Origin of the sequence: Kaistella carnis (assembly GCF_003860585.1) — a bacterium.
Classification (GTDB): Bacteria; Bacteroidota; Bacteroidia; order Flavobacteriales; family Weeksellaceae; genus Kaistella; species Kaistella carnis.
In genome coordinates this window covers 3,114,064-3,137,406 of the sequence record NZ_CP034159.1, presented here as the reverse complement: position 1 = coordinate 3,137,406, position 23,343 = coordinate 3,114,064, and the positions used below count along the sequence as shown (strand labels likewise).

The 23,343-nt window shown below is 35.0% G+C and carries 19 protein-coding genes; 3 read left to right on the top strand and 16 right to left on the bottom strand.

The genetic code is table 11. The features are described 5' to 3' along the window. Positions 1-78 precede the first annotated feature (78 nt). From EIB73_RS14550 to EIB73_RS14510, 9 genes are all read right to left on the bottom strand, one after another. Positions 79-966, bottom strand: coding sequence for a hypothetical protein (locus tag EIB73_RS14550; RefSeq protein ID WP_125025958.1), 888 nt, complete (start codon positions 964-966; stop codon positions 79-81). 7 nt (positions 967-973) lie between these two features. Further along, on the bottom strand, positions 974-2,227 hold the full coding sequence (locus EIB73_RS14545) for a hypothetical protein (RefSeq protein ID WP_125025957.1): 1,254 nt from the start codon (positions 2,225-2,227) through the stop codon (positions 974-976). A 140-nt stretch (positions 2,228-2,367) separates the two neighbouring features. Continuing rightward, complete coding sequence (locus EIB73_RS14540) at positions 2,368-3,084, bottom strand: hypothetical protein (protein ID WP_125025956.1); 717 nt, start codon at positions 3,082-3,084, stop codon at positions 2,368-2,370. A 12-nt stretch (positions 3,085-3,096) separates the two neighbouring features. Beyond that, the gene (locus EIB73_RS14535) at positions 3,097-4,938 is read right to left on the bottom strand and encodes a phospholipase effector Tle1 domain-containing protein (protein ID WP_125025955.1); all 1,842 of its coding nucleotides are present in this window, start codon (positions 4,936-4,938) and stop codon (positions 3,097-3,099) included. 4 nt (positions 4,939-4,942) lie between these two features. After that, positions 4,943-6,013, bottom strand: coding sequence for a DUF2931 family protein (locus EIB73_RS14530; RefSeq protein WP_125025954.1), 1,071 nt, complete (start codon positions 6,011-6,013; stop codon positions 4,943-4,945). Between the two features lie 240 nt (positions 6,014-6,253). Then, positions 6,254-6,487: a hypothetical protein gene (locus EIB73_RS14525; protein ID WP_125025953.1), complete on the bottom strand. Its 234-nt coding sequence runs from the start codon at positions 6,485-6,487 to the stop codon at positions 6,254-6,256. Positions 6,488-6,683: 196 nt separating this feature from the next. Then, positions 6,684-7,139, bottom strand: a complete 456-nt coding sequence (locus tag EIB73_RS14520) for a hypothetical protein (protein ID WP_125025952.1) — start codon at positions 7,137-7,139, stop codon at positions 6,684-6,686. Positions 7,140-7,143: 4 nt separating this feature from the next. Beyond that, on the bottom strand, positions 7,144-8,577 hold the full coding sequence (locus EIB73_RS14515) for a zinc metalloprotease (protein ID WP_164467839.1): 1,434 nt from the start codon (positions 8,575-8,577) through the stop codon (positions 7,144-7,146). 2 nt (positions 8,578-8,579) lie between these two features. Further along, positions 8,580-10,550: a type VI secretion system Vgr family protein gene (locus EIB73_RS14510; RefSeq protein WP_125025950.1), complete on the bottom strand. Its 1,971-nt coding sequence runs from the start codon at positions 10,548-10,550 to the stop codon at positions 8,580-8,582. A 468-nt stretch (positions 10,551-11,018) separates the two neighbouring features. Here EIB73_RS14510 and tssD point away from each other — a divergent pair, with 468 nt between their 5' ends. Beyond that, positions 11,019-11,426 carry a type VI secretion system tube protein TssD gene (gene tssD, locus EIB73_RS14505; RefSeq protein WP_125025949.1) on the top strand — a complete coding sequence of 136 codons (408 nt, stop codon included), beginning with the start codon at positions 11,019-11,021 and terminating at the stop codon, positions 11,424-11,426. 727 nt (positions 11,427-12,153) lie between these two features. Here the strand turns inward: tssD and EIB73_RS14500 are convergent. Together EIB73_RS14500 and EIB73_RS14495 are read right to left on the bottom strand one after the other, a co-directional pair. After that, positions 12,154-13,265, bottom strand: a protein-coding gene (locus EIB73_RS14500) for an IS3 family transposase (RefSeq protein WP_125025948.1) whose coding sequence is annotated in 2 segments (ribosomal slippage) — positions 12,154-13,013 and positions 13,013-13,265 — 1,113 coding nt in all. Because the reading frame shifts where the segments join, the coding sequence is not laid out codon by codon here. A gap of 201 nt (positions 13,266-13,466) precedes the next feature. Continuing rightward, positions 13,467-14,105: an HdeD family acid-resistance protein gene (locus EIB73_RS14495; RefSeq protein WP_125025947.1), complete on the bottom strand. Its 639-nt coding sequence runs from the start codon at positions 14,103-14,105 to the stop codon at positions 13,467-13,469. 388 nt (positions 14,106-14,493) lie between these two features. Between EIB73_RS14495 and EIB73_RS14490 the strand changes: the two genes are divergently transcribed. Continuing rightward, positions 14,494-16,404, top strand: a complete 1,911-nt coding sequence (locus EIB73_RS14490) for a fumarate reductase/succinate dehydrogenase flavoprotein subunit (protein WP_125025946.1) — start codon at positions 14,494-14,496, stop codon at positions 16,402-16,404. Positions 16,405-16,461: 57 nt separating this feature from the next. Continuing rightward, positions 16,462-17,205 carry a succinate dehydrogenase/fumarate reductase iron-sulfur subunit gene (locus EIB73_RS14485; protein ID WP_125025945.1) on the top strand — a complete coding sequence of 248 codons (744 nt, stop codon included), beginning with the start codon at positions 16,462-16,464 and terminating at the stop codon, positions 17,203-17,205. 25 nt (positions 17,206-17,230) lie between these two features. Here EIB73_RS14485 and EIB73_RS14480 read toward each other — a convergent pair whose 3' ends face one another. The 5 genes from EIB73_RS14480 to porK all read right to left on the bottom strand — a co-directional run bounded on the left by EIB73_RS14480 (position 17,231) and on the right by porK (position 23,238). Beyond that, entirely contained in the window at positions 17,231-18,262 is a 1,032-nt protein-coding gene (locus tag EIB73_RS14480; protein ID WP_125025944.1) for an NAD(P)/FAD-dependent oxidoreductase, read from the bottom strand. A 101-nt stretch (positions 18,263-18,363) separates the two neighbouring features. Beyond that, positions 18,364-19,242 carry a type IX secretion system ring subunit PorN/GldN gene (porN, locus tag EIB73_RS14475; protein ID WP_125026138.1) on the bottom strand — a complete coding sequence of 293 codons (879 nt, stop codon included), beginning with the start codon at positions 19,240-19,242 and terminating at the stop codon, positions 18,364-18,366. Between the two features lie 244 nt (positions 19,243-19,486). Continuing rightward, positions 19,487-21,046: a type IX secretion system motor protein PorM/GldM gene (gene porM / locus EIB73_RS14470; RefSeq protein ID WP_125025943.1), complete on the bottom strand. Its 1,560-nt coding sequence runs from the start codon at positions 21,044-21,046 to the stop codon at positions 19,487-19,489. 53 nt (positions 21,047-21,099) lie between these two features. Further along, positions 21,100-21,786 (bottom strand): type IX secretion system motor protein PorL/GldL, encoded by a 687-nt coding sequence (gene porL / locus EIB73_RS14465; RefSeq protein ID WP_125025942.1) that lies wholly within the window; start codon positions 21,784-21,786, stop codon positions 21,100-21,102. A 36-nt stretch (positions 21,787-21,822) separates the two neighbouring features. Further along, on the bottom strand, positions 21,823-23,238 hold the full coding sequence (gene porK / locus EIB73_RS14460) for a T9SS ring complex lipoprotein PorK/GldK (protein WP_125025941.1): 1,416 nt from the start codon (positions 23,236-23,238) through the stop codon (positions 21,823-21,825). Positions 23,239-23,343: the final 105 nt, after the last annotated feature.

Genomic DNA, 23,343 nt, shown 5'->3' with positions numbered 1-23,343 from the left:
CTCAACTATTTAATTGTCAAACAAATATACGAAAGTATTATGAATTACGGACATACATAAAAAAATATAAGCCTGTTCTTATTCTGTTTTTTGATATAAAGTTCTTTTCAGTTGAGATGTTTCTTCCTTAACCAAACCAAATTGAAAATGATTCTGCAGTGAATTGCACGTGTTTTTCTGAATGTCAAATGTTATCTCATCATTGTCTTCGTATCTGGTTTCTACATTATTAAAAATTTTGTACTTAAACTCTGAACCTTTTTTAAATAGTAGTTTTTTTTCAAAACCCACTTCATCTTCGGTTGACTTTTTTATAACGGAGGTCAGATTATTATTTTGATCATATTTATAAGTAATATTCCAAATATCTGCTAGGTCAGACTGAGTTCGATTTGTTACTGTTTTTGCTCTTATTATCTTGAAATTTTTGCTTTTATATTTTTTGTTTGATGAAATTCTTTTTAGATAACTAAACTGATAGGGGTAGTCTCCCAGATTATCATCTAATAAATCGATTAAATCCAGCACGTTATTATTTTGTTTGACCTTTTGTTTAAGTTCATTATAGTATGGTGAATTTAAAAAATAAGTATCATGTTTATTAATTGTAATGGATTTTGACTCATCTAAAAATTGAATTATGATACTATCAGAAATGTCTTTTTCATTGATGATTAAAATTTGGTCTCCAGTCTTTTTATTTTTTTTCAGTGTATAGATAATAGGCGTAGTTTCTTTTAATGCTGCGTTAGAAATATCATAATAGGAGATAGAATCTTTTTTGGAACTTATATTATAAATATAGGTAAAGGTCTCTGTTTTTTTGTCGTTTTTTATTAGTTGGTCATTCACATAAACTTTTAAAGGAGTCCATACTTCTTTTATTTTTATGGTTTCTTTATTTTGTGCATTACAGCTGTTAACAATAAATAAGAATATAATGGATAGATAATTTAGTTTACTCATCTTTTATTTATTTAATTTCTTTCCAAAAAATAGAATATCCTGCAACTTTTGTTGCAACAATACTTGTAGATCTTTTTATGTCGTTTTTATAATAAAAATCGCCTGTAGTCCAATATTCTTTTTTACTAAAATCACTGGCAGGTATTGTATAGACCGCTCTTGGTCCTCTGGTAGTTTCTTTGTGCGTGTGAGAGCCCTGGTCTTTCTTCACATCATGTGATGATTTATAAGGTGCACCGTTCGGATATTTCTTTTGTATTTTCATCACAAATTCATCATAAAGACTTTTACTTATTGTCACGCTATTATATTCGTCAAATTTATTATGTCCGGTTTTTGACTTACTGTCAGCTTTTAATTCTGTATTGATTCCCCAAGCTAAAAAATCAACACCATCCCAAAATCTTGCGCCATCAGTTGGGTCTGTTTTGCTTGAATTTATATCTCTCAATAAAGCATCAATTACTCCTTTACGAGAATATTTGCTAATAGTGTCTGCTGCTGTATCTGATAAGAGAATTTGTTTGTCTGCAGCTGCTACAGAGGAGTAGGAGGTCATTAATCTTGCTAGCATTGTTGTGTTTTTATCTTTACCTTCATTGTAGTTGGCGTGAGCGATATAGATGTATTCGTTTTCTTCAGTTGATAAACCTTCATGTTTAACGATATTACAAACTTTTTGAAAGTCAGTATGTGTAATATTTAATTTTTTTGCATTTAAAAAAGTGTCTTTTTTCTTTCCTTTTCCGTCACAAGCATAAACGTCATTTTCCTTCCCTATTTTTTGACCTGATATGGGTCCTTCGTATATACCGCTGATGTTATAGTAATGACCATTGATTTTTGGATCATCTTCTTCTGGAACAGGTGCACCTTCCGTATTAATACTTGACGGACAGTGAACTTGGCCACAATTCAAAAACTCGATATTACCAAATTCTATCACACTACTGCCGGGCATTTGTCCAGCACCAGGAATTATTGATTTCTTTATTAAAACTTCGTTGTCCTGTATTTTGACATTTCCAAAATCTTGCCAGGCTGCAAGTGAGGTTAATATAAAGCCATCATAAAATATAAAGTTTGAAATCTGATTTTCGACGATGGTGCCAGTAAGTTTATTCTGTGTTGTAGGTACATCATTCAATACTTTAAATTCACCGAGGTGGCCATTGAATTTTACTTTAGCACCATCTATAACCACCAATTGAGCATCAACTAATTTATCTTTTTCTTCTCGATCTGCACGATTGTCATCCATCTTCTTGTTGTTTTAATTTCGGTTGTTTTCAGAATAATTTTTATCTTGCTTGTCACTTGACGTATCATCAGAAACTATTTATTTGATCTTAAACTATTCGGTAATGAATTCTCCTCACTTTCATTCTTGTTTATCCCTTTCTAACCAATCCATAATAATGAATGTCTCATTTCTTTTTCCTTTTTTTTAATAGCAACATATCCTTCAATAAGAAGAGTATTATCGTAGTGATAAATCCTGTTGTAGCCTAAAATATCTGTGATCTCTGTCTGGATCGCTGTTATTCTTATCTCGCCCTTTTTTCCATCATTTACTTGAGAAGTCGTTTCCAATACTTCAATGCCATGTTCCGTTATTTTTCTTTCTCTTCTCTCCGATGGAAAGTGCTGTAATGACAAGCCATTAAATAGCATTCCGTACATTTTGGGTGAATTTAGAAAATCACAAACTTTTTCTTCAACTTCTAATAACTCATTAATGGTCAGAAAATAACTTTCAATCGCAAGTCCTTTGTAAGCAGTAGATAAAGAATCACTGATTTCTATCCACCTCAGTTTAATTTCTGATAAGTTGACAATAGCAACTATCCTATTTTCTATGTTGACTAAGACTTCTACTTCATCCCACAAATAGCTTAATTTTTTTAATAAAATGACATCCGCATTCTCCTCGTCTTTGAATAGAAATTCTGTGCAAAGCAACTTGTAATATTCATTATCCTCTTTTTTGTTTAGATGATAAACTTCAACGGTTCTTGAAAATTGTTTTTCTTTGCGAAAATTATGTAAAAACTCCAGTACTGATGTTTCTAAACGATAAATTTTGCGATTGCCTAATGGGGCATTTAAATTTGCCATAAAGATTTTTAATTAATATTCCCTTCTGATCCAACTTTTAGTGGGGTTCATTCCTAATGCATCCAGATTTGAAGACCAGTGTAAATAACCATGTCTCAATTTTCTGAGTAAAGCCTGCTCTGGATAATGGGTAACTATTACTTCTTCTAATGTTTGGGTTAATATTTGATCACCATTCTCGTCGTATTCGATTCTTATTTTATTTTTTGGAATTTCAAAATTTTCTGGAAATTTGACCTGATAATTTGCAGGATCAACATTATCATAGCTTGGTTTTGAAAATTTGTAATTTAATTTGTCATTTTTACTTAACAACTCCGCTGTTTGTAATTTTTTCCTAAGTGTTTTCTCAGCATTCTCTTTATTTATTTCTTCATCAGTTCGGAAATTCCATTGGTTTCCTGTCCCAAACACATATTTTCGAAGATGATTTTTTGACTGATTTAGAATAATGTCTTCTAACGGATATTTTGTCTCTACAGAATCAATAATGATGCTGTTGGAGTCGACTCCTAAGGTATCAATAAAAAATTCTTCCATAAAATGAAGAGGAATGTAACTGTACTCTTTTCGCAATTCTCTTATTCCAATCAGTTTTTTTTCAAATATTTTTAAGATTACTTGAAATTTTATATAAATCTCCAGTTGCTCTTCGTGGAACCAATGTTGCTGAACTAAGCCATCTTTCAAATCGTTTAAAGGATAGAAAATGGAGCTTTGTGCTACTTTTACTTTTTCGCTGATGTTTGTATAACTTCCACCCACGTCACTATGTACACCAGGAAATTTTTTTTCGACAGCACCAGAAAATTTAGTAAGGGCAAAATTAAGTCGGTGTTCATCCATTGCGGTGAAATGTACCGCTTTATTATAGCTCCCCAGATTATTTAATTGTAGACTATTAATGGCACTGTCAAAACCGATATCCAATTTGTTTTTAATATAATTTCCGGCAAGTTTTCCTGCCATTTTTATCTTATTATCGTAAGTTTCATCATAGGATGCAACGGTATCGTATACCCCAATAAACCGAAAATTGATTTCCAGAATTTCCAATTCTTCTGGAGAAAGAATACCTTCAGATAAAAGACAATAGCCCAAGTATCCAAATTTAGGATACTTTCCGTCAATCAAGTATTCTTCGTTTACTTCTTCTCGATCAGAGTCAATCAAAATGCTTTCATAGATTGGACTTTGTGTACCGCTGCCAAAATTTCCCGTCGTGTAACCAACAATTTTTTTAGATTTTGTAGTTCTTACATCTTCTGGTCTTTTTTTAGCAGAATTTACCTCATACACAAAATTACGGGCAGCCGCTGCGCCACGACTAAAACCGAAAACATCTATTTTAATTTGGGTAAGTTTTTTAGAACCTGTAAATTCATCTTTCTTATTTCCTATTTTTTTAGCTAAATCTTCACATCCTTTTCTTACTCTGAATCTGACCCCGGTAATCCCAGATCCTAGAGCCAAACCTTCGATAGTATCGTCTTCTTCATTAATGGTTCCAATACCCTCTATGTATAAGCTATTTTCTTTTTTTGTTACGAAAAGAAGTCTTGCTACATTGGTAAAGTCATTAGCAAAACTATTCTCGCTTTCTTTCTTTTTTGTCCACAAGTTTTTGTAGGTTCTCTCCATTCCCTTGCTCTGGTATATTTTTATTTCCTCAGTGCTGGCTCTATTGTCTAGTTTATTTTGATCGGCGTACTCGTCAACTTTTTGTATTTTTTTACGTATTTCTGTATTTCGTCTGTTATTACTGGTTCCGTCAAAAAAAACTCCTAACTGCAGATGTTCTTCATTTGCTGCTGGTTTTGCATTGCCTGTATTATATACGAATGTTTTACTCATGATTCTATCTTTTAAACACTTCTACATTTTCTGTTTTAATAAAGACTTCTTTACCGTTGTTGCCTTTTAGTGTTACCGTAAAAAAGGTATTGGGGATATTGATCTTAATTTCCAGATCTGCATGAACCGTTTCTGGATGGTCACTATACACCTCTTTAAACGCAGCTAAAGCAGATTCCTCATTTAAATTAGCACCAGCTCCATATTTAATTTCATCCCTGTCTTTCCAAGAAAATGAAACGCTTTTGGGGATGGCATTATTTGAATAGGTTTTCAACGGAAAGTTTTCATGGAAGAATTTTTCAACTTCTCCATTCAAGTAATTTATTCCAGTGGTGGTCTTGTCATCTAAAATTGCCCCATCTTCTAATTTAAAGGTCGGTTTCCATTGATACTTTTTACGGTAGGTATCCCATAAACCAAAAGGTATTGGTTTGTTTTTATTCGCTACCTGAATTTCCAGAGGAACCATATTGTCTTGAGCAAACTTTTTACGACGATACTCTGCCTCAAATAGGGTCTTATCAGGATAATCCAAAGCGTCAATTTCCGCTTGTGGAATTTCTATTTTTTTACCTTGGTACCGACCTATTTCTTTTTGTATTCCAGATCCACTTACCCAAATAACGACTACACCGCCTGGTGCAAAACCAACGACAATGCTGGAGTAATTTTTGTGCCGAATTTCGCCAGAGTTATTTAAGGTTTTCCAGTCATATCCCTTGTTAAAATAGTCTGTTATTTTCTCCCGATCAATATCGGTGTCAATTTCAAACATAGCATCTTCGGCATAAGATAACCAGATGACATGCAAGTGATCTGGTATCGTTTTTTTATTGTTCGACATTCCGCCGCTTGGATAACCCCACCCATTAGTGCCTGTAGTTGTACCTCCATATAGACTTACAAAGGCTCCTTCTTTAGTACTGAAACCTCCGCGATAGACTTCTATTGGATATCCTAGAGGAGCAGAAGTACTCTCTTCCCATTCGTATTTTTCCATAGTATTTTTAGATTTATTCTGGCAAGAAACCAATAGTGTCATTAAAAAAAATATGATTGTGTGTATTTTCATTGAGTTATTTTTAATTTTATCACATATAATATAATTCTTGTCAAATGATTGCCTATTTGCATTTAGATTTAATCCCAGATAATAATCTTCAGTAACCTGAACAAGAGGAAAAGGCAAATTGTCTTGACAAGACTATTGATAGCAATAAAAATATTCATAAGGTTTTTTCATATGCTTTATTACTTGAATAAGATATTAGCATAGGATAAGTGAAACTTACTTGAAAATTTTGATCTTTTTTTATCCTTTATTAACTTTTGCATCTATTTTACCTAAAATCTTCGCAACACCTGCACTCTGAATTAATATATCGCCATTTTGTGCTTTATGAGTAGTTGTTGAGGTTGTTTCTTTTAGGTCGCCAATAATACTAACAGTTTTATTTTCACTGACCGTTTGTTTATAATTTGTCGAATTAAATTGATGATTATTAGTAATATTCATAGTATGATTTTCTCCTACACTCGTTGTCATGTTTTAAAAAAAAGTTTTGTCACTTTTCCAAATGCTTTTAATTCATTCCCTTGAATTGTATAAATCTCCATTTTTATATTCTTTAGAACTACACTATATTAAAAATACAAGTAATAATATTAGGTTTTTAATAAAAATTAATAATTTAAAATTAGACTCGCATCTTTTCTCATGATGTCCTAATATGCAAGAAAAATCATTCTATTAGTAAGTATGTTTCATTTGTAAAATTTTGAATTTCAGCGGAATATTGAAAATCATCATTGAATATCCCCCATTGATTGATAGAATTATCATCAAATTGTATCACAAATAATAATCCAGAATTATCAACTGGACTTGAAAAATTTCCTCCACTACCACTAATAAATTCTCTAGGGATTTTTTGAATAAGATGGACATACTTGTTATGTTTTTCACCACTTACTACTGTACTATCTTTTAATAATAACTTTTCATCATATTGATATTTCACTGCTTTTTTCTTTTCTATTTTTAATAGAATAAACGGAGGATATTCAGGTCCACCTGCATCTAAAATCCTAAGTTCTTTAACTTTTTTTTCTGTTTTAAAATTTATTTCGTTGGCAAATTGCTTTTTTTCACAACTTAAAATTTGTGCTGATATTAAAATAATAATAAAAACTTTCATCTCTTTAATAATTAAAAATTAAACTTCTATCGTTTCTCATAATTTCCCACTGCCATTTAAATATTGAATACATTTTACTTGAATATGGGTTTGGACTTCCGCCTTGTCTCCAATCATAATCCATGTAAGCATCTGTATAACCTTGATAAAAAACATGGCGAGGATTTCCTGCTTGCTCAAAAGTATGTGGTAAGCTAAATGAATGGCCACATTCGTGAATAATAGTTCGAGGATTTTGAAGACCAATATTAAATACTAAATAGCTGTTTCCCCACACATTATTTTGATTCAGAGAGCAAATTCCTCTTGTTCCTCCAGATGAGAGGCTGGTAAAAAATAAATATGTTCTATGTGTATTGTTAGAATTAATTCCGCCTGGAACTGTATATTTTCCATATAATTCATATAAACGTATAATTTCAGATAACTTTTTTTTTGCACTATAGCCATTTACGCTAATTAAGAAATTATTTATATCTGGATTAGTATTTAATTTGTTTAAATCAAACTCCGTATCAACCTTAACTTCAGCTCTAATCAATGCTTGGTTGAATGACTGTCTTTTGAAAAGATATTGATAGTCATCTTTCAGTTGTGCCTTATTTCCTCCAGTTAATACATTTACCACTACAATTTCTGCTTTTGGAATGACATTGTTTTTGTACACCATGAGTTTACCTACTTCCACTTTTTCTTGGTCTAATTTTGCAAAGACTTTTATTTCTTCATGCTTATTTAGTACTCCTCCTGTACATTTGATATTTACTTTTCTCTCTAATTTGTAATAATTAATGTTTCTACCATTAACATTTCTCGATTTTCTGTTTGAAGAAATTACATCTGAAATTGCTATTTTTTTTGGGCTAATTTTTAAATATTGGTTTTGACTTTCAAATAATATTTCGGTTCCATCAGAAATTATTTGGTCTATTTCATCAATTTGTAAATCAAGGTTAACACCATTTTCATGCATATCCGATCCATGAGGAAATTGCGAAGTGGTGGTGTGAGGAAAAATAGCAAGCCACGCAGGATAATAATTTATTGTGTAAGGTTTGATGTTATTTACAACTCCATTTAAATATTCTTGTTTTAATGCGGTAGTATTTTTACATAATGCCGTAGGAGCATTAATGGGATTGCCATTATTATCATTAGTCACAGTAACCATTGGATAAATATACTCTTCTCTAAGCCAATCAAAACCGTATTTACCATCATAATTTTTAGGACGTCTAAAATGAACTAAAAATTTTTTCAAATTAATATTCGTTGAAATGATGGGCGCATCCTTATTTATTCCATAAAATACGCCATTGGTTTTTCCATCTTGTATCACTTGGAGTCCAATATTTTCGATAACATCTTTGGCGTAGGAAAGATTATTTCCTCCTGTTGTTTCTATGATATCGCCACCAACATAAGTTTCTTTGCTCATCATTAATGGTTTTTAGATTTTTCTGCAGAATTATTGTGAACCTCTTTTTCTGAATGTTGCTCATGAGTACCCGTACTTTGAGCTGTTATTTTTCCATTGCTTACTCTTACTCTATCTTTCTCTGTATGACTTTCCTTATTACCTGTTATAAACTCCGTCATTTTTCCCACTACATTGGTAATAAAATCTGTCCCAACAGAAAGCATATTAAGCATTCCCACACTTTGAGTATTGTTCATGGTAACGCTTGTTGATTTGTTCATTCCTACGCTGTCCGATTGGTTTGCGCCCACATTCGTCGTCATATTCTGGCCCACATTAATATCTAAATTCTCCCCCGCATTAAAAGTCATATTCTTCGGCGCAGTCACGGTAATATTTCCCTCCCCATCCATAAAATAAGTATTCCCACTCGGATCGAGAATCGTGACACTTTTCTCATCATCATTCATTAAAACTTTGATGCCGCTTTTTGTTTGAATAGATCGCATGTGATTATTAACTCCACCACCAAGACCAACTCCACCATGAAACATACCACCCATTACAAAAGGACGATCCGGATGATTGTGGACAAAACCTACCATCACCTGATCACCAACTTCAGGAATGGCAACATAACCACGATTCTGAGAAACCTGATCAGTTCCACCTGCGTCTGGAGACATCATTCGGATGAAATTGGTAGTGTCGTGCATTTGCCAGTCGAAGCGAACAGTCACGCGTCCTTGTCCTGAAGGATCGGTGTTGGAGATAACAGTCGCAATTTGAGGTTCAGCTTTTGGAGACACAAAATCCGGTTTCGGCATATAACCCGTATCTGAAGCAATGGCTTCAAAATTTCCCGTGTAATGTCCGAGGGTATCGATTTCGTGAGTCACTTCAGTCATCATGACTTTGGTGAAGTAACTCGTTTGATTAGAATCTGATTTGCGCATTTTCAAATCAGCCACACAACCTGGATAAAGAAATGGAACTGTTGTTCCACCTGAAACAGTGAAGACTTCGACCGCCTTACTTCCCGCTGCACTCGTTTGGGAATTCACCACATCCATATCGGTGTTCGCTTTGATGGGAGCAACTTGTAAAGAAGGAGTTTTAAAGATTCCATTATTATTTTGATACGACGTTTTTGCTAAATCGCTTTTATGTTTTATAGCCGTTTCGCCAGAAGTTAATTTCGCATTTGAACTGCTGTTGTATCCGTAAAAACTCGGTTTTATATGAACTGCTTTTAATTCAACATTGATATCGGAGACATTACTGCCAAATGTCAATTCAATCGCTTTGTTCTGAGGTGGCATATTTCCAAAATGGAGAACTTCACCGTCATAAAAGAATTGCTCACCATAAGCTTCTGCCATACGTGCCAGGTAATTATAATGCGTTTCCTCATATTGAGCACTGTACAAAATTTGAGAAGAAGCTTTGGCATCAACTCTAACATCATAGGCACTTCCAATTCCCTGTTTAATCACACGATCAGCGATAATTCCCATATTTACGGAGCTATCACCCCCAAAACTCTGAGTATGTGGTGCAGCATCTAATAAAATCGTCGGACTGAATCCTTTCAACACAATGTTTCCTAAACTATGGCCATCCTGACTGAAACTCACGCCCGTGATCACGCCCACAAAAACCCGCTCCGGACTGTCATCAATGTCTTTGTGCATGATTTTCACGGTAAGTCGATTTCCTAAAAAACGATTCGCTTGTTCGAGCTGATGGTTTTGTCTCTCGCCAAGCGCGTCGTGGGCTAAAGTCAGCTCGAAAGTATGGTGTTTTCGGGCACTTTGGGTGAGTTTAAAATGTTTGTAGTGCTTGATAATCTGTCCATCGATGACCACCGAAAGTTTCACGAGGCGGTTGATTCCTGCCTGATGATTATTTTTGATACCATCGGCATTGTTTTGCGGCGTAAACTTTTGAGGTTTAAAGAAAACTGCTTCGGAGTTGCCATTCTTTTCCATACGTTCGTTTTTGGAGGATTAATGCTATTCTAAGGACAATTCTTTGAGGCTGTAAGATGAATTTCGATGTTGAATTGCTTATTGCGATACCACCTAAATCAAAAAACTGATCTTGCCAACTACACAAATTTAAATTAAATATCTTACGTGCGGTATCGTAAAACTACTACAATTTTTAGGGAATATATAAGGTATTAAGGGTAATAGTTACATTATTCCTATTTAAATATCTTTGTTGAAGTTAGGAGAAACGTAGTGATAGAAGGCGGAAACAAAAAAGGCACTCAAAATAATGACCTAAAAACGAGTTGTAGTGGAACTACTACAATTTTCAAAGTTTCTGAAAATGATGATTTTAACCGCTAAAACGGTTTTATATTTGAATGAAGAAAGGTATCAGATTAGGGTTTCTGAATACAGATTCAGAATTCAAAATCTTAAAAATATTAACAAATAAATATAGAAATCATGGCAGCAAACAATTCAAGAGCAGTCTTAAAGTTCAACAACGGAGAAGAATCCAAAGTATTAAAACTGAATTACAGTGTAGCAAGATCAACCGATGTTTCCGGAAGAGTAGCTTCCGATCCATCCAATGCAATCATTAAAGTAACCATTGAAGCAACGGATAAATCTGACATCATCGAATCTTTATTGAACGGAAAATACAAGCCAACAGTTGGGGAAGTAACTTTCAATAAATCTCACGAAGAAGGAACGTTGATCAAACTCAATTGGGAAAACGGTTACGTCATTCAGCACGAAGTAGATTTCGATGCGATCGACAGCAATAGCATGCTGATCTCATTCGTCATCAGTGCTGAGAAAATCAATTACGGAGGCGGTGCTTACGAAGGGGTTTGGCCGGGAATGTAATTGTTACCGACAATTTAGAGATCTGAATGATCTGAACGAATAAAAAAAGTGCCCTGAATAATTATTTATTTGGGGTCTTTTAATTTAATAAACATGCAAAAAACGAAAAAAAATATTTCATTTATATTCACTTGAGAATTCTTTCTATAATTAATAAATTTTGATACAAATTTAAATATTCAATCATTCTAATTATTGAAAAATAATATTTTTACAGATCATTTTACAATAAACGCTGTGACTTCTCACACGCCCTTTCTTTATGTTGCGAAGAAAAATATAATTCAAGTAATTTTTAGAAAATTATCCTCCCAAAAAAAAGTAAATGTCGCATTGCAATTAATTTTTAAAAACAAGAAAAGCCACTCCATTTGCGAATAAGAAAAAGATAATAAAAAGAATATTTTTAAATTTTTTTTTCGTAAAAAGTTCAAAAAATATAACAGTATTTACAATTATTTTTTTTAGAATTTTTTTATTAAGACCAAAGCATAACATTTAGTCCCTACTTCAAAAATCAGGGACTAAATCGGAGATTGTTTAATGGTTTCTATAATGGTCTAAAATACTTAAATTATATTTAACTTGCTTATTTTCAGCGAAATTACGTTTTAAAATGGTTTATTGGGTTATGCTAAAAGTACCATTGTTGTAGACTCCCCATTTTCAGTACACTTCAAAAGTAGAATTTTTTCTTGATTGACCTACCCCCGATATATGGAACAATCTAAAGTAGAGAAATTTGCATTTTTTGACTGTTTTCAATGAACTCGTTTGGCGTTAAATTTCCCAGTGAGCTATGGGGTCTGTAACTGTTATAATCCTCTTTCCAGACATCCAGCTTTTGCTGTGCATCTTCCAGCGATAAGAACCAATTCACATTGAGGCATTCATCCCGTAATGATCCGTTAAAACTCTCTATAAATGCATTATCCGTAGGCTTTCCCGGCCTGGAGAATTCCAGTTCTATTTTCCTTTCATAAGCCCATCTGTCCAATGCTTTACTGATAAACTCCGGTCCGTTGTCTATCTTAATACGCTCGGGATAGGCTTGCTGATCAAAGGTAACATTTTTTAATATTTCAGCAACATCTTCTCCCTTAATGGAAATTCCGGTGTGAAGTACCAAGGATTTACGGCTATAATTATCCACTAAAGTTAAGACCCTGAATTTCTTGCCGTCAAACAGGGCATCGCTCATAAAGTCCATGCTCCAGCACTCGTGTAACTTGGAAGCAATGCCCTTGGTAGGAACCCGGGAGCGCGCAGATTTTATTCTTTTGTTCCGTTTTCTCCTTAGGTTCAAACCTTCCTCACAATAGATTCTGTAGATCCTTTTGTGATTGTCCTTCCATCCTTCCCGTCTCAGAAGAATATGTAAACGCTGCACGCCATACCGGACACGAATGTTGGAAAGTTCTATGAGTCTGTTTCTCAATGCCGTGTCATCCCTCCGGTGTGGCTGGTAATGATAAACACTGGGTTGTAAAAATACCAAACGACAGCTTCTTCGCTGAGAAACCGGGTAATCATCCTGTATCCTTTTCGCCAGTTCACGACTTTGAACCGGCTTTAAAACTTTTTTTTCAGAACATCCTGAAGAATCTGCTTATCCAAACTTAAATCAGCTACCAACTTTTTGAGCTGGCTGTTCTCTTCTTCCAGCTGGCGCAATAGGCGAAGTTCCGTGATGCCCAAGCCTCCGAATTTTTTTTTCCAATTGTAAAAAGTTGCCTCGCTGATACCCATTTTGCGACACACTTCTTCCACTCTTACTCCCGTTTCGGATTGCTTCAAGGCGAAGACAATCTGGCTTTCTGTAAATCTTGATTTTTTCATTTGATTTTTCTTGTATTAAAGTTAATTACTTTATCGAAAAATCTCTGCTTTTAAGTGTTACGGTTTTGTGGGAGAAGGTCACATCTCCGTTTATGATCTATTTTTTCTTTTCAAATGATGTTTCATATCATCGGATTTTGCAAAAACAAATTTTATATACACCTTCTCGTGGATCAATAAATCAATAGAAGTAATTTTAAATTAATCGTTTAATTCATCTTCAATTTCTGCCATTAAATCATTATAACGTTCTTTTAATCTTACAGAAATTTCTTTAGTTGAGACATGAATTTTTCGTAATTGAAACGCCAAGAAAATACTGAACAATCCGGCGAATAAAATACTTACAGCCATTAAAAAAGTAAGTCCGATTCCTGTAAATAGTGGATTCCAAATGAGAAATAAAGAAGCCAGAGCACCCAATATTCCGAAGATTAGAAGACTCCCCCAATTTTTACTTCCATATTTTTTTACATCTAAAGCAAAACTAATGGAGGCGACAGAACGGAACAGTAACAAAAAGCCGACATAAAAAGCCATTACACTTATCGACAATCCCGGCTGAAGGACCAACAAAAATCCAACGATCGTGGTTAAAATTCCGAAGGCCAAAGACCAACCCCAGTTCGGAAGCGTGTTTCTGTTGGAGATGGAGAAAAATACTTCGGACAAACCGCCAAAAATAAAGGACAAGGCAAAAAATATAGATAATGCTAATAAAGAACTTAGAGGCGAGGCAAAAACTGAGAAACTTAAAATTACAAATAAAATTCCTACGATTAATGGAATGTACCAATGTTTTACTGAATTTTTGATAGAGTCTAAAAATGAGGTTTTCATAATTTATTTTTTTTAATAGTTAAGAATGTGAGAATACTGAACTTAAATATATATTTTATACAATCATCAACAGATTAAAAAGTATTAAATATAATTGATTTAAAATGAGCATCTTCAGTATTAATTATATAGACAAATTTACAAATAACAAAACACCTATAAAATGCCTGTAATGAACCTTTTGATGTCTAAATGTAGGATTTAGTTATATTCACCTGTTGATTAATATTATATGGGAATAGTACCATCATCATGTAATTAATTAGTTCTCCCGCAAAGGAATTTTCAAAATTTGTCCTTATCTTTAAGTTTATTATCAGATGATTAAGGTGAAACTATTTATCAAAAAGATAATCTTCATTTCTATCATTTTTTATTCTAAATAATTATGAAATTAAATTCAAAAGTTCCGGAAGGAAAGTTAGAAGATAAGTGGAAAAATTATCAGGCGAAATGCAAACTCATTAATCCGGCCAACAGAAAGAAATTAAATATCATTGTTGTTGGATCAGGATTAGCGGGCGCCGGTGCTGCTGCAACTTTGGCAGAACTGGGTTATTACGTGCAGTGTTTCTGTTATCAGGATTCAGCACGTCGGGCACATTCCGTCGCCGCCCAAGGTGGAATTAATGCGGCCAAAAATTATCAGCACGATGGTGACAGTGTTTATCGAATGTTTTACGACACTTTAAAAGGTGGAGATTTCCGGTCGCGTGAAGCGAACACTTATCGATTAGCAGAATTATCTGCGCCTTTAATCGATCATTTTGTTCAACAAGGCGTTCCCTTTGCGCGCGAATACGGGGGAGTTTTGGTCAACCGAAGTTTTGGTGGCGTACAAGTACAACGAACTTTCTATGCACGAGGGCAAACCGGTCAGCAGCTATTAATTGCAGCCTATTCTCAATTATACAAAATGATCCGAGCAAAAAAAGTAGAAATGTTGCCACGACATGAAATTTTGGATTTAGTGATCATTGAAGGAAAAGCAAAAGGTGTCATCGCAAGAGATTTAATGTCGGGGGAGATAAAACGTTTCGCTGCCGATGCTGTAGTCCTAGCAACTGGCGGATATTCCCGTGTTTTTAGATTATCTACTTTGGCGATTGGGTGTAACGGATCTGCCATTTGGAAAGCCCATAAACGCGGTGCTTTTTTCGCCGCACCCAGTTTTACACAAATTCACCCGACTGCACTTCCGCAGTCAAGTGATGCACAATCCAAACTCACTTTGATGTCGGAATCGCTTCGTAATGACGGCAGAATTTGGGTTCCGAAGAAAAAGAATGATGACCGTAAACCGGAAGATATCCCGGAAGAAGAACGCGATTATTATTTAGAAAGACGCTACCCAAGTTTTGGAAATCTGGCGCCCAGAGATATTTCATCACGTGCTGCAAAAGAACGCATCGATGCGGGACATGGTGTCGGACCTTTGAAGAATGCGGTTTATCTCGATTTCAAACATGCCATTCAAAATCTTGGAAAAAAAGTAGTTGAAGACCGATATGGAAACCTCTTTTCAATGTATGAGAAAATAACGGGCATCAATGCCTACAAACAACCAATGAAAATTTCCCCGGCGGCTCACTTTTCTATGGGTGGACTTTGGGTTGATTATGAATTAATGACGACGATCCCGGGTTTATATGCTATTGGAGAATGTAATTATTCTGATCACGGAGCGAATAGACTTGGTGCGAATTCATTGTTGCAGGCAAGTATTGACGGTTATTTTATTTTACCAAATACCATTAATAATTATTTGGCAGGAGAATTAAAAGAAAAAAATCCTGGTGTCAATCATCCGGAATTCTTAAAAGTTGAAAATGAAGTCAAGAAACAAATCAAAAAAATATTAGATATAAATGGAAGCAGAACGGTTGATGATTTCCATCGGGAATTAGGAAAAGTCATGTGGCAGGAATGTGCGATGAGTCGTAACAGACCAGGTTTGGAAAAGGCTATTCTTCAAATAAAAGAAATCAGAAAACAATTTTGGACTGATGTAAAGGTTACCGGTTCAGCAGATGAAATGAATACCGAATTGGAGAAAGCGTTGCGTTTGGCAGATTTCATCGAACTGGCGGAGTTAATGTGCATCGATGCATTGCAGCGTGAAGAATCTTGTGGTGCCCATTTTCGGGAAGAGTATCAAACTGCAGAAGGAGAAGCACTTCGGAACGATGAAGACTTTGCCTATGTGTCGGCGTGGGAATATAATGAGGGCGACTTTATTCTTCACAAGGAACATTTAGAATTTGAATATGAAAAACCAACCGTAAGAAATTACAAATAAGATTTAAATCATCAAAAACGGAAATTTTTCGATTCTAAAAAATCAAATATAAAAGTAATGAAAGTAACATTTAAAATATGGCGACAGGAGAATTCGGAATCAAAAGGAGCATTTAAAACTTATGAAACCGAGGGAATCAGTGAAGAAATGTCTTTTTTAGAAGCCCTCGATCATCTGAATGAAACCCTTGTTTTGAAAAATGAAAAGGTAATCGCCTTTGAACACGATTGTCGGGAAGGAATCTGTGGCCAGTGTGGTGTTTTCATCAACGGCAGAGCGCATGGTCCACATGATAATACCACGACTTGTCAACTGCATATGCGAAGTTTTAAAGAAGGTGATACCATTGTGGTAGAACCTTTTCGAGCAGGAGCTTTTCCAATTATAAAAGATTTGGTCGTCGACCGTTCAGCATTTGACCGGATTATTGAACATGGTGGTTACATCACTGCAAAAACAGGAACTGCCGCCGAAGCCAATTCTATTCTTATTCCAAAAATAGTTGCAGACAGCGCCATGGATTCTGCGGCGTGTATTGGTTGTGGCGCCTGCGTGGCGACGTGTAAAAATGCGTCGGCGGCTTTATTTACTTCCGCGAAAATTAACCATCTGAATCAATTGCCACAAGGAAAACCGGAAGAACACCAACGAACATTAGATATGGTTTACCAAATGGATCTTGAAAATTTTGGCAGTTGTACGTTTACGGGCGCTTGTGAAGTCGAATGTCCGGCCGGAATATCAATCAGCAATATTGCGGAAATGAATGCGAGATACTTTAAAGCGAAATTGTTTTCTTAGCGTGCGTCAAACTAAAAAGATAGACTTATTTATTAAACCTTTTAATATCAACTTCAGCCATTAGCAGTTTTCCGTTTTCAATATGTTCATAAAGTTCTTTGGAAAAATAACAACCATTAAGAATTCCACGTGCGCCTAAACCGTTGTAGATATAATAGTTTTGATGCTCCGGATGATTTCCTAAAATTGGGCGGCGGTCTTTTACAGTTGGCCGAAAGCCGTAATTCACTTCTTCAATTTCAAAATCATGTAGATAGAATTCTGAAAGTCCTGTAATTAACTCTTCCGTTTTAAAATCATCAATCACATTTTCCCTTTCATTGGGATCGTAAGTTCCGCCGTAATAATAAACATCGTTATTCAAAGGAAATAGAAAATGCTTTTTCTTTAAAGTATAGTGATGATTCATTTTCTGCGAAAGTTTTACTTTCAAATGATGTCCTTTATTTGCGATAACTTGAATATCATTAAAGAACGGATTTGCTCTCACGGCCATTCCTTCGCAGAAAACGATATTTTTAAAATTGATATTTTTATATGTAGAATCCTGGATTTTGGTATAAGCAAACTCTTCGTGGATCAACCTATCGTTTGCTTCCAGATAAGATGAAATACCTTCAAAAAAAGCATTGACATCTAACCGGGCGGAATGATTCACTTCTCCAGTGCCAAACGGATTTTTAATGATTTCTAAAGTCTCAAAGGCGGGATTTAAAAAACCTTTTAACTCTTCTGTTTCGGTTTTTCCACACCAAAGTGTTTTTTCGTTCTCATCATGAAAAATTCGGTGAATTCTTTCATTAATTAAATAATTCTTACCCGTATAACTTTCAATTTCAGCGATTGTTTTTGTCAGAAATTCGATCTGCTCTGCTGCGAGCCAAAAAGTAGTGAACTTTTTTAAAACCAATGGGTTTACAATTCCAGCAGAAACACGGGACGCACTTTTTTTATTGGCAGAAAATAGAACAAAAGATTTCTGATGGAGAATTAACTGATGGGCAAAAAAGTAAGCGGCGTAACCGTCGCCCACAATAATATAATCTACATTTTTCATTGATACTTTTACTTATAAAAGGAAATTTTTAAACTCAGAATACGTTCAAAAAAAACCTGAGCAAAGGTACTCAGGTTTTTTTCTATATTAAAAGGAATCGATTAATAATTCCACATATCGCTCTCCATTTGCAGGATTTGCGCTTTGATTCTTTCGCTTTCCTCTAACTGTTCATCGGCATCATTCGGAATATAATCTTTGATTACACCGTTTCCTAAACCGTTATCTGACTTGTAAATGACTGTTGAAAATCTTCTGGCATTTAACAAATCATCATAAGTTATATCGGAAGCTAAATTTTTATTATTAAAAACTACAGAGTTCGCTAAGACTTCTCTCGCATCCGGGTAATACACCCAAAACAGATCGATTAATTCATCCCTGGAAGCTAAAGGCTGACCATCCGGACCATATTGCCCCATTGTTGAAGGATCCTGACCCATCGCGGCGATTCCTAAAAGTCTGTACTTCATCTGACTGTCTCTACGATCGATATACCACATTCCTTTAATTTTTAAAACCTTCACATTCTCAGTTTTGGTTTCGTAAACGTTGGTAAATTCTTTCTTCTCTTCTTCTGTCAGTTTTCCTGTTTCATTAATTCTGTCGATTCCAGCGTCACTCATCACCTCGTTTTTAATACGGGACTGAATCGCTTCAGGACTTAATCTGGTCATGAATAATTCATCATCATAAACTTCTGTGATTCTACCATCATTGATAGCATCAAATAAAAGTTGATAAAGCGATCTGTTTTGAGTTACCAAACCATCCTCATTGTGATAATAGGGCTGATTCAGCTTATCATTCATGTCGATAATTTCCCAAACTACCATGCTCTTCAGGATATCTTTATCTTCGATAAAGCCATACTTTAAAGGCGTGATTTTCGTAGAAACCATTGAATCACCTTGCTTGATCATATTGAGCTCTCTGTATTTACGGAACGATTCCGGTGATTTCGCATTTAAAATCGACATTGAGTTAATAGGTTCATCTGCAACACTGCTCCCGGCAGCTGTTTCCACAGGTACTTCTACAACAGGTTCTACAACCTCTGGCTTAGCCACCACGGTGGTTTTAGCCTTCGCTTTTCTTTTTGTTTTTTTCTTGGTTTGCGCTCCAACAGACATGAAACCTAAAGCAAGAAATACAAATATGAATTTTTTCATTTTAAATAATTTAAGACTACCGACAATTTGCGATTATCTGATAGCAACGTTTTTATTGAACGTTTATTATGACGTTACCAATATTTTTTAATTGTTGGTTTCCTAATCCTGTAGCAGTTGCCTGAATATTAAATACATAAGCAATATCTCCATTTCTCAAGCCTTTTGTAAGGTTTGCGACAGAACTTAGAGAGTTACCGTTGATCAACATTGCTGCTTTTCCGGGAACTTTAAACATAAAACTGTTTACAGTAAAGCTTACTGGGAAATCAAAGTCCGGCATATCTGCAGTCACTCTTTGATTAGGAATTGAACTCGCCGGCATTGATACAATATTTTTACCTTGAATCTGACCAATTGGTGGCGGAACATTTTTAATTCGGAAAGGGAAAGATTGTGAAATAACACCTCCTTTTGGATCACGTCCGGAGATTGTTAAAGTCACGGAGTTTCCTCCTCCTGGAGTCACCGTCCATTTTCCACCGCTACCGCTAACAGAAGCTCCAGCTGCAGACAATGAAATTCCTGACATATCTGCTCCTAAGATTGAACCTGAGATCGGGTTTGGTAAACCTCGGTATAAAACATTCATTTTATCAGCAGTTACAATAGCACCTTTCTGTGCTTTCAATTCTTGTGCACCCGCAATTACCTTGTAAGTATGGTTATAAGATAAAGGAATTTCTTTTCCGTTTACGTCTTTAAAGGAAATTGTTCCTGCAAAGCTTTTATCACCTAAAGATCCGGTATCTAAATTACGAACTCCCTGACCGTTTGTTACTGTTAAACCTGGCATTGATAATCCCGGAACATTGCTGGAATAATTACCGATGGCGACTTTTCCTTGAGCAGGTTCACCCTGAACAACAATGGTTGGTGCTGAAACAATCGCTTGATAAGCATCAAACTTGATATCTGCATCAACTTTTTCCTGAAGCATGATTGATAATGCATCACCCTGGATTCCTCTTGCAGAAGACTGAATCACTTCTAAGTTTGACAATGCAGCGATCAAAGGCTGATTGTAAAATTTATATTGTAACCAGTTTTTACCATTTCGAGGTTTATCAAATTCGGAGATCATCTGCTTATTGGTTCTGGCAACCATCTCTTTCATTAATGGATTCCCACCAAATGTCTGATTAATGTATGTTTTAAAAGCATCGATTTTACTTTTTAAATCACCTGCTGCTTTTGAGGGAACATTTTCATCTCCTTTTGTAAAGAAGATATTTGTAGAAGGCTCCGTATTGTTAAGCGAAGCAAAACTTTCTTGAATCTCTAACTTTTGATCGTATTCTGCCTGTTTGCTAAGCTCTACTTTTAAACCTTCGATGGTTTTAACTAAGTCATCAGCTTTTGCTTCTAATCCTTTGTAATTATCTAAAGGTGCCTGAAAAGTATCTGGTGTATTTTTAGCTTTTTCTGCTAAAGTTCTTCCAAAAATACTGTTATTATTTTCTGTAAGCGCTCTGGTTTCTTCCAGTGAGCCGGTAGTATCTTTGTATGATCTTATGATTTCCTGGTCGATCTGCATTGCAAGCATTGCAATGAAAACCAGATACATCAAGTTGATCATCTTCTGACGAGGCGTCTGTTTTCCTTGTGCCATTTTTAGTAAATTTTGTTAATAATTTTAAATTTTAAATATAAATGGTTAGAAAACTATGATTTCATTGCGCTAAGCATTCCGCCGTAAACTCTATTTAGACTATTAAGGTTAGATGTTAATCCTGATAATTCTTCGTTAAATTTCTCTGAATGTGCAGCAGATTTTTGCATATCTTCTACATACTTTTTACTGTATTCAGACTGTGTTTTGCCGTGCTCCAATTGCAATGCATATAAAGCATTCATACTTTCTAAGTGGCTTGCAGCTAACATTAACTGGTCGTTATATTTTTGGGTAGAACCTGTAACATCAACAGTTTGGTTGATTTGGTCTACAGAATTTGAAAATTTATCGATTCCTGTTCTTAATCTTTCAAAAAGGTTCACATCTAATTTAGCGTCTGCCAACATTTTATCTAACTTATCAGACAAAGAAACTTCAAGTTCTTTTACTTCTGCTGCCTGAATTCCTAAAGTAGAATGTTTTGGATTTGGAGTTGCATGAGAATCTAATAATTCCGGGTATACATTTTCCCAAGCGTAAGATTCTTCTGATTTCGGAGCATCAAATGCGAAAATGGTAAAGATAATTGCTTCGGTAATCAAACCGATCGCTAACGTTACATTTCCGGTCAGTGGACCAATACTCCAGTGTGTTATTTTAAATAATGCACCTATAATTACAATTGCCGCTCCAATTGAGTAGATAAAATTGTAAACTCCTTCTTTAGTTTTAAACATATGATATGAATTTTTATGGTTAGTAATAACTAGTTTTTATTTTGTTCTCTTCTTAAATTTAGCAGCTCCTTCCGGAATATCTTGCACAGTTCTGAAACCGATATAACTTCTGGCAGAATCTTTTCTCTCGTAATCTCTGTAACCTGTCATAAGTAGGTAACCTACATCCTTCCAGGATCCACCGCGAACAGATTTTCTTGGTTCTTTGTAAGCTTCATTAGATAAGTATGGATTTAAAGTTGAAGCAAACTGGTACGTTGAATTGTTATAAGGTGATTCCGTCCATTCGGCAACGTTTCCAGCCATATCATAAAGACCGAATCCATTTTTAGGGAACTGTTTTACCGGCGCGGTATAAGTATAGGTGCCTTTTTTCTCGTCTTCTATATAATTACCTCTTTTCGGTTTGAAGTTGGCAAGGTAACATCCACGATCATCCTGTAAATAAGGTCCACCCCAAGGATAAGTTGCATTTTCTTTTCCACCTCTTGCAGCATATTCCCACTCGGCCTCTGTTGGAAGTCTAAAAGCCATTGCTTTCTGTTTCTTCTTTTTAAGAGACTCATTATAATCTGATTTCAATTTAGATTTAAAGTTACAGAATGCTCTTGCCTGATCCCAGGTAACTCCAACTACCGGATAGTTTTTGTAAGCACTGTGCCAGAAATATCCATCATATAAAGGTTCATTATATGCATAGTTAAAATCTTTTAACCATACCGTAGTATCAGGATAAATAGCGATACTTTCTTTTTTCAAATACTTCGCACCTCTGGATTTATCTTTTACCGCAGATTCGATATCTTCCCAACTGTATGAATAAAGCAATTTTCTTGTATCTATTACTCTTTCGTTATTAATTCTTTCTGCGGGTGGAATATAAACAGACTCTAAAATCTCGGCATATTGCGCATCTGGATATTCAGATGTTTTCCACCGAAGAGGAACAGACCAATCTAATTTCTTAGATTCATCATAACCATCTCTACCGCCCTGAGATTCCATAAACTCCTGATATGCAGTTTTGTTTTCACCTGCTTTTTTAGACATGTAAGCAAAGTCTCCAATAGAGCTCCCATCACCATCAGAACCACCATCACCTGCTGCTTCAGCTAATAATGAACGTACAACAGAATCACGTACATAATTAATAAATACCCTATACTCTGCATTGGTTGTTTCCGTCTCATCCATAAAAAACGAGGAAACGGTTACGGTTTTTAGCGTCGCTTTTTCGGGAGTATTGGTGAAATCCTGATCAGCCAAACCCATTACATAAGATCCTGCAGGTATTGCTACCATTCCATAAGGTCTTTCTGCAACAAAAGATTTTGATTTGCCATTTGGCACTAATTCTCCTTTGGATCCAGGCTTCCCTGCGGATGCACCTCCTCCTTTAGAACAAGACATCACAACAGTAGCTGACAGTAAAATAAAGAATACTCTTTTCATTATAATTTTTGAAATTAAGCTGTAAATATATATTTTTTTTGGAAAAACAATGCTAAGTTTTTTTTCAAAACGTAAAATTGTTTCTATTATTTTATAATATGATTC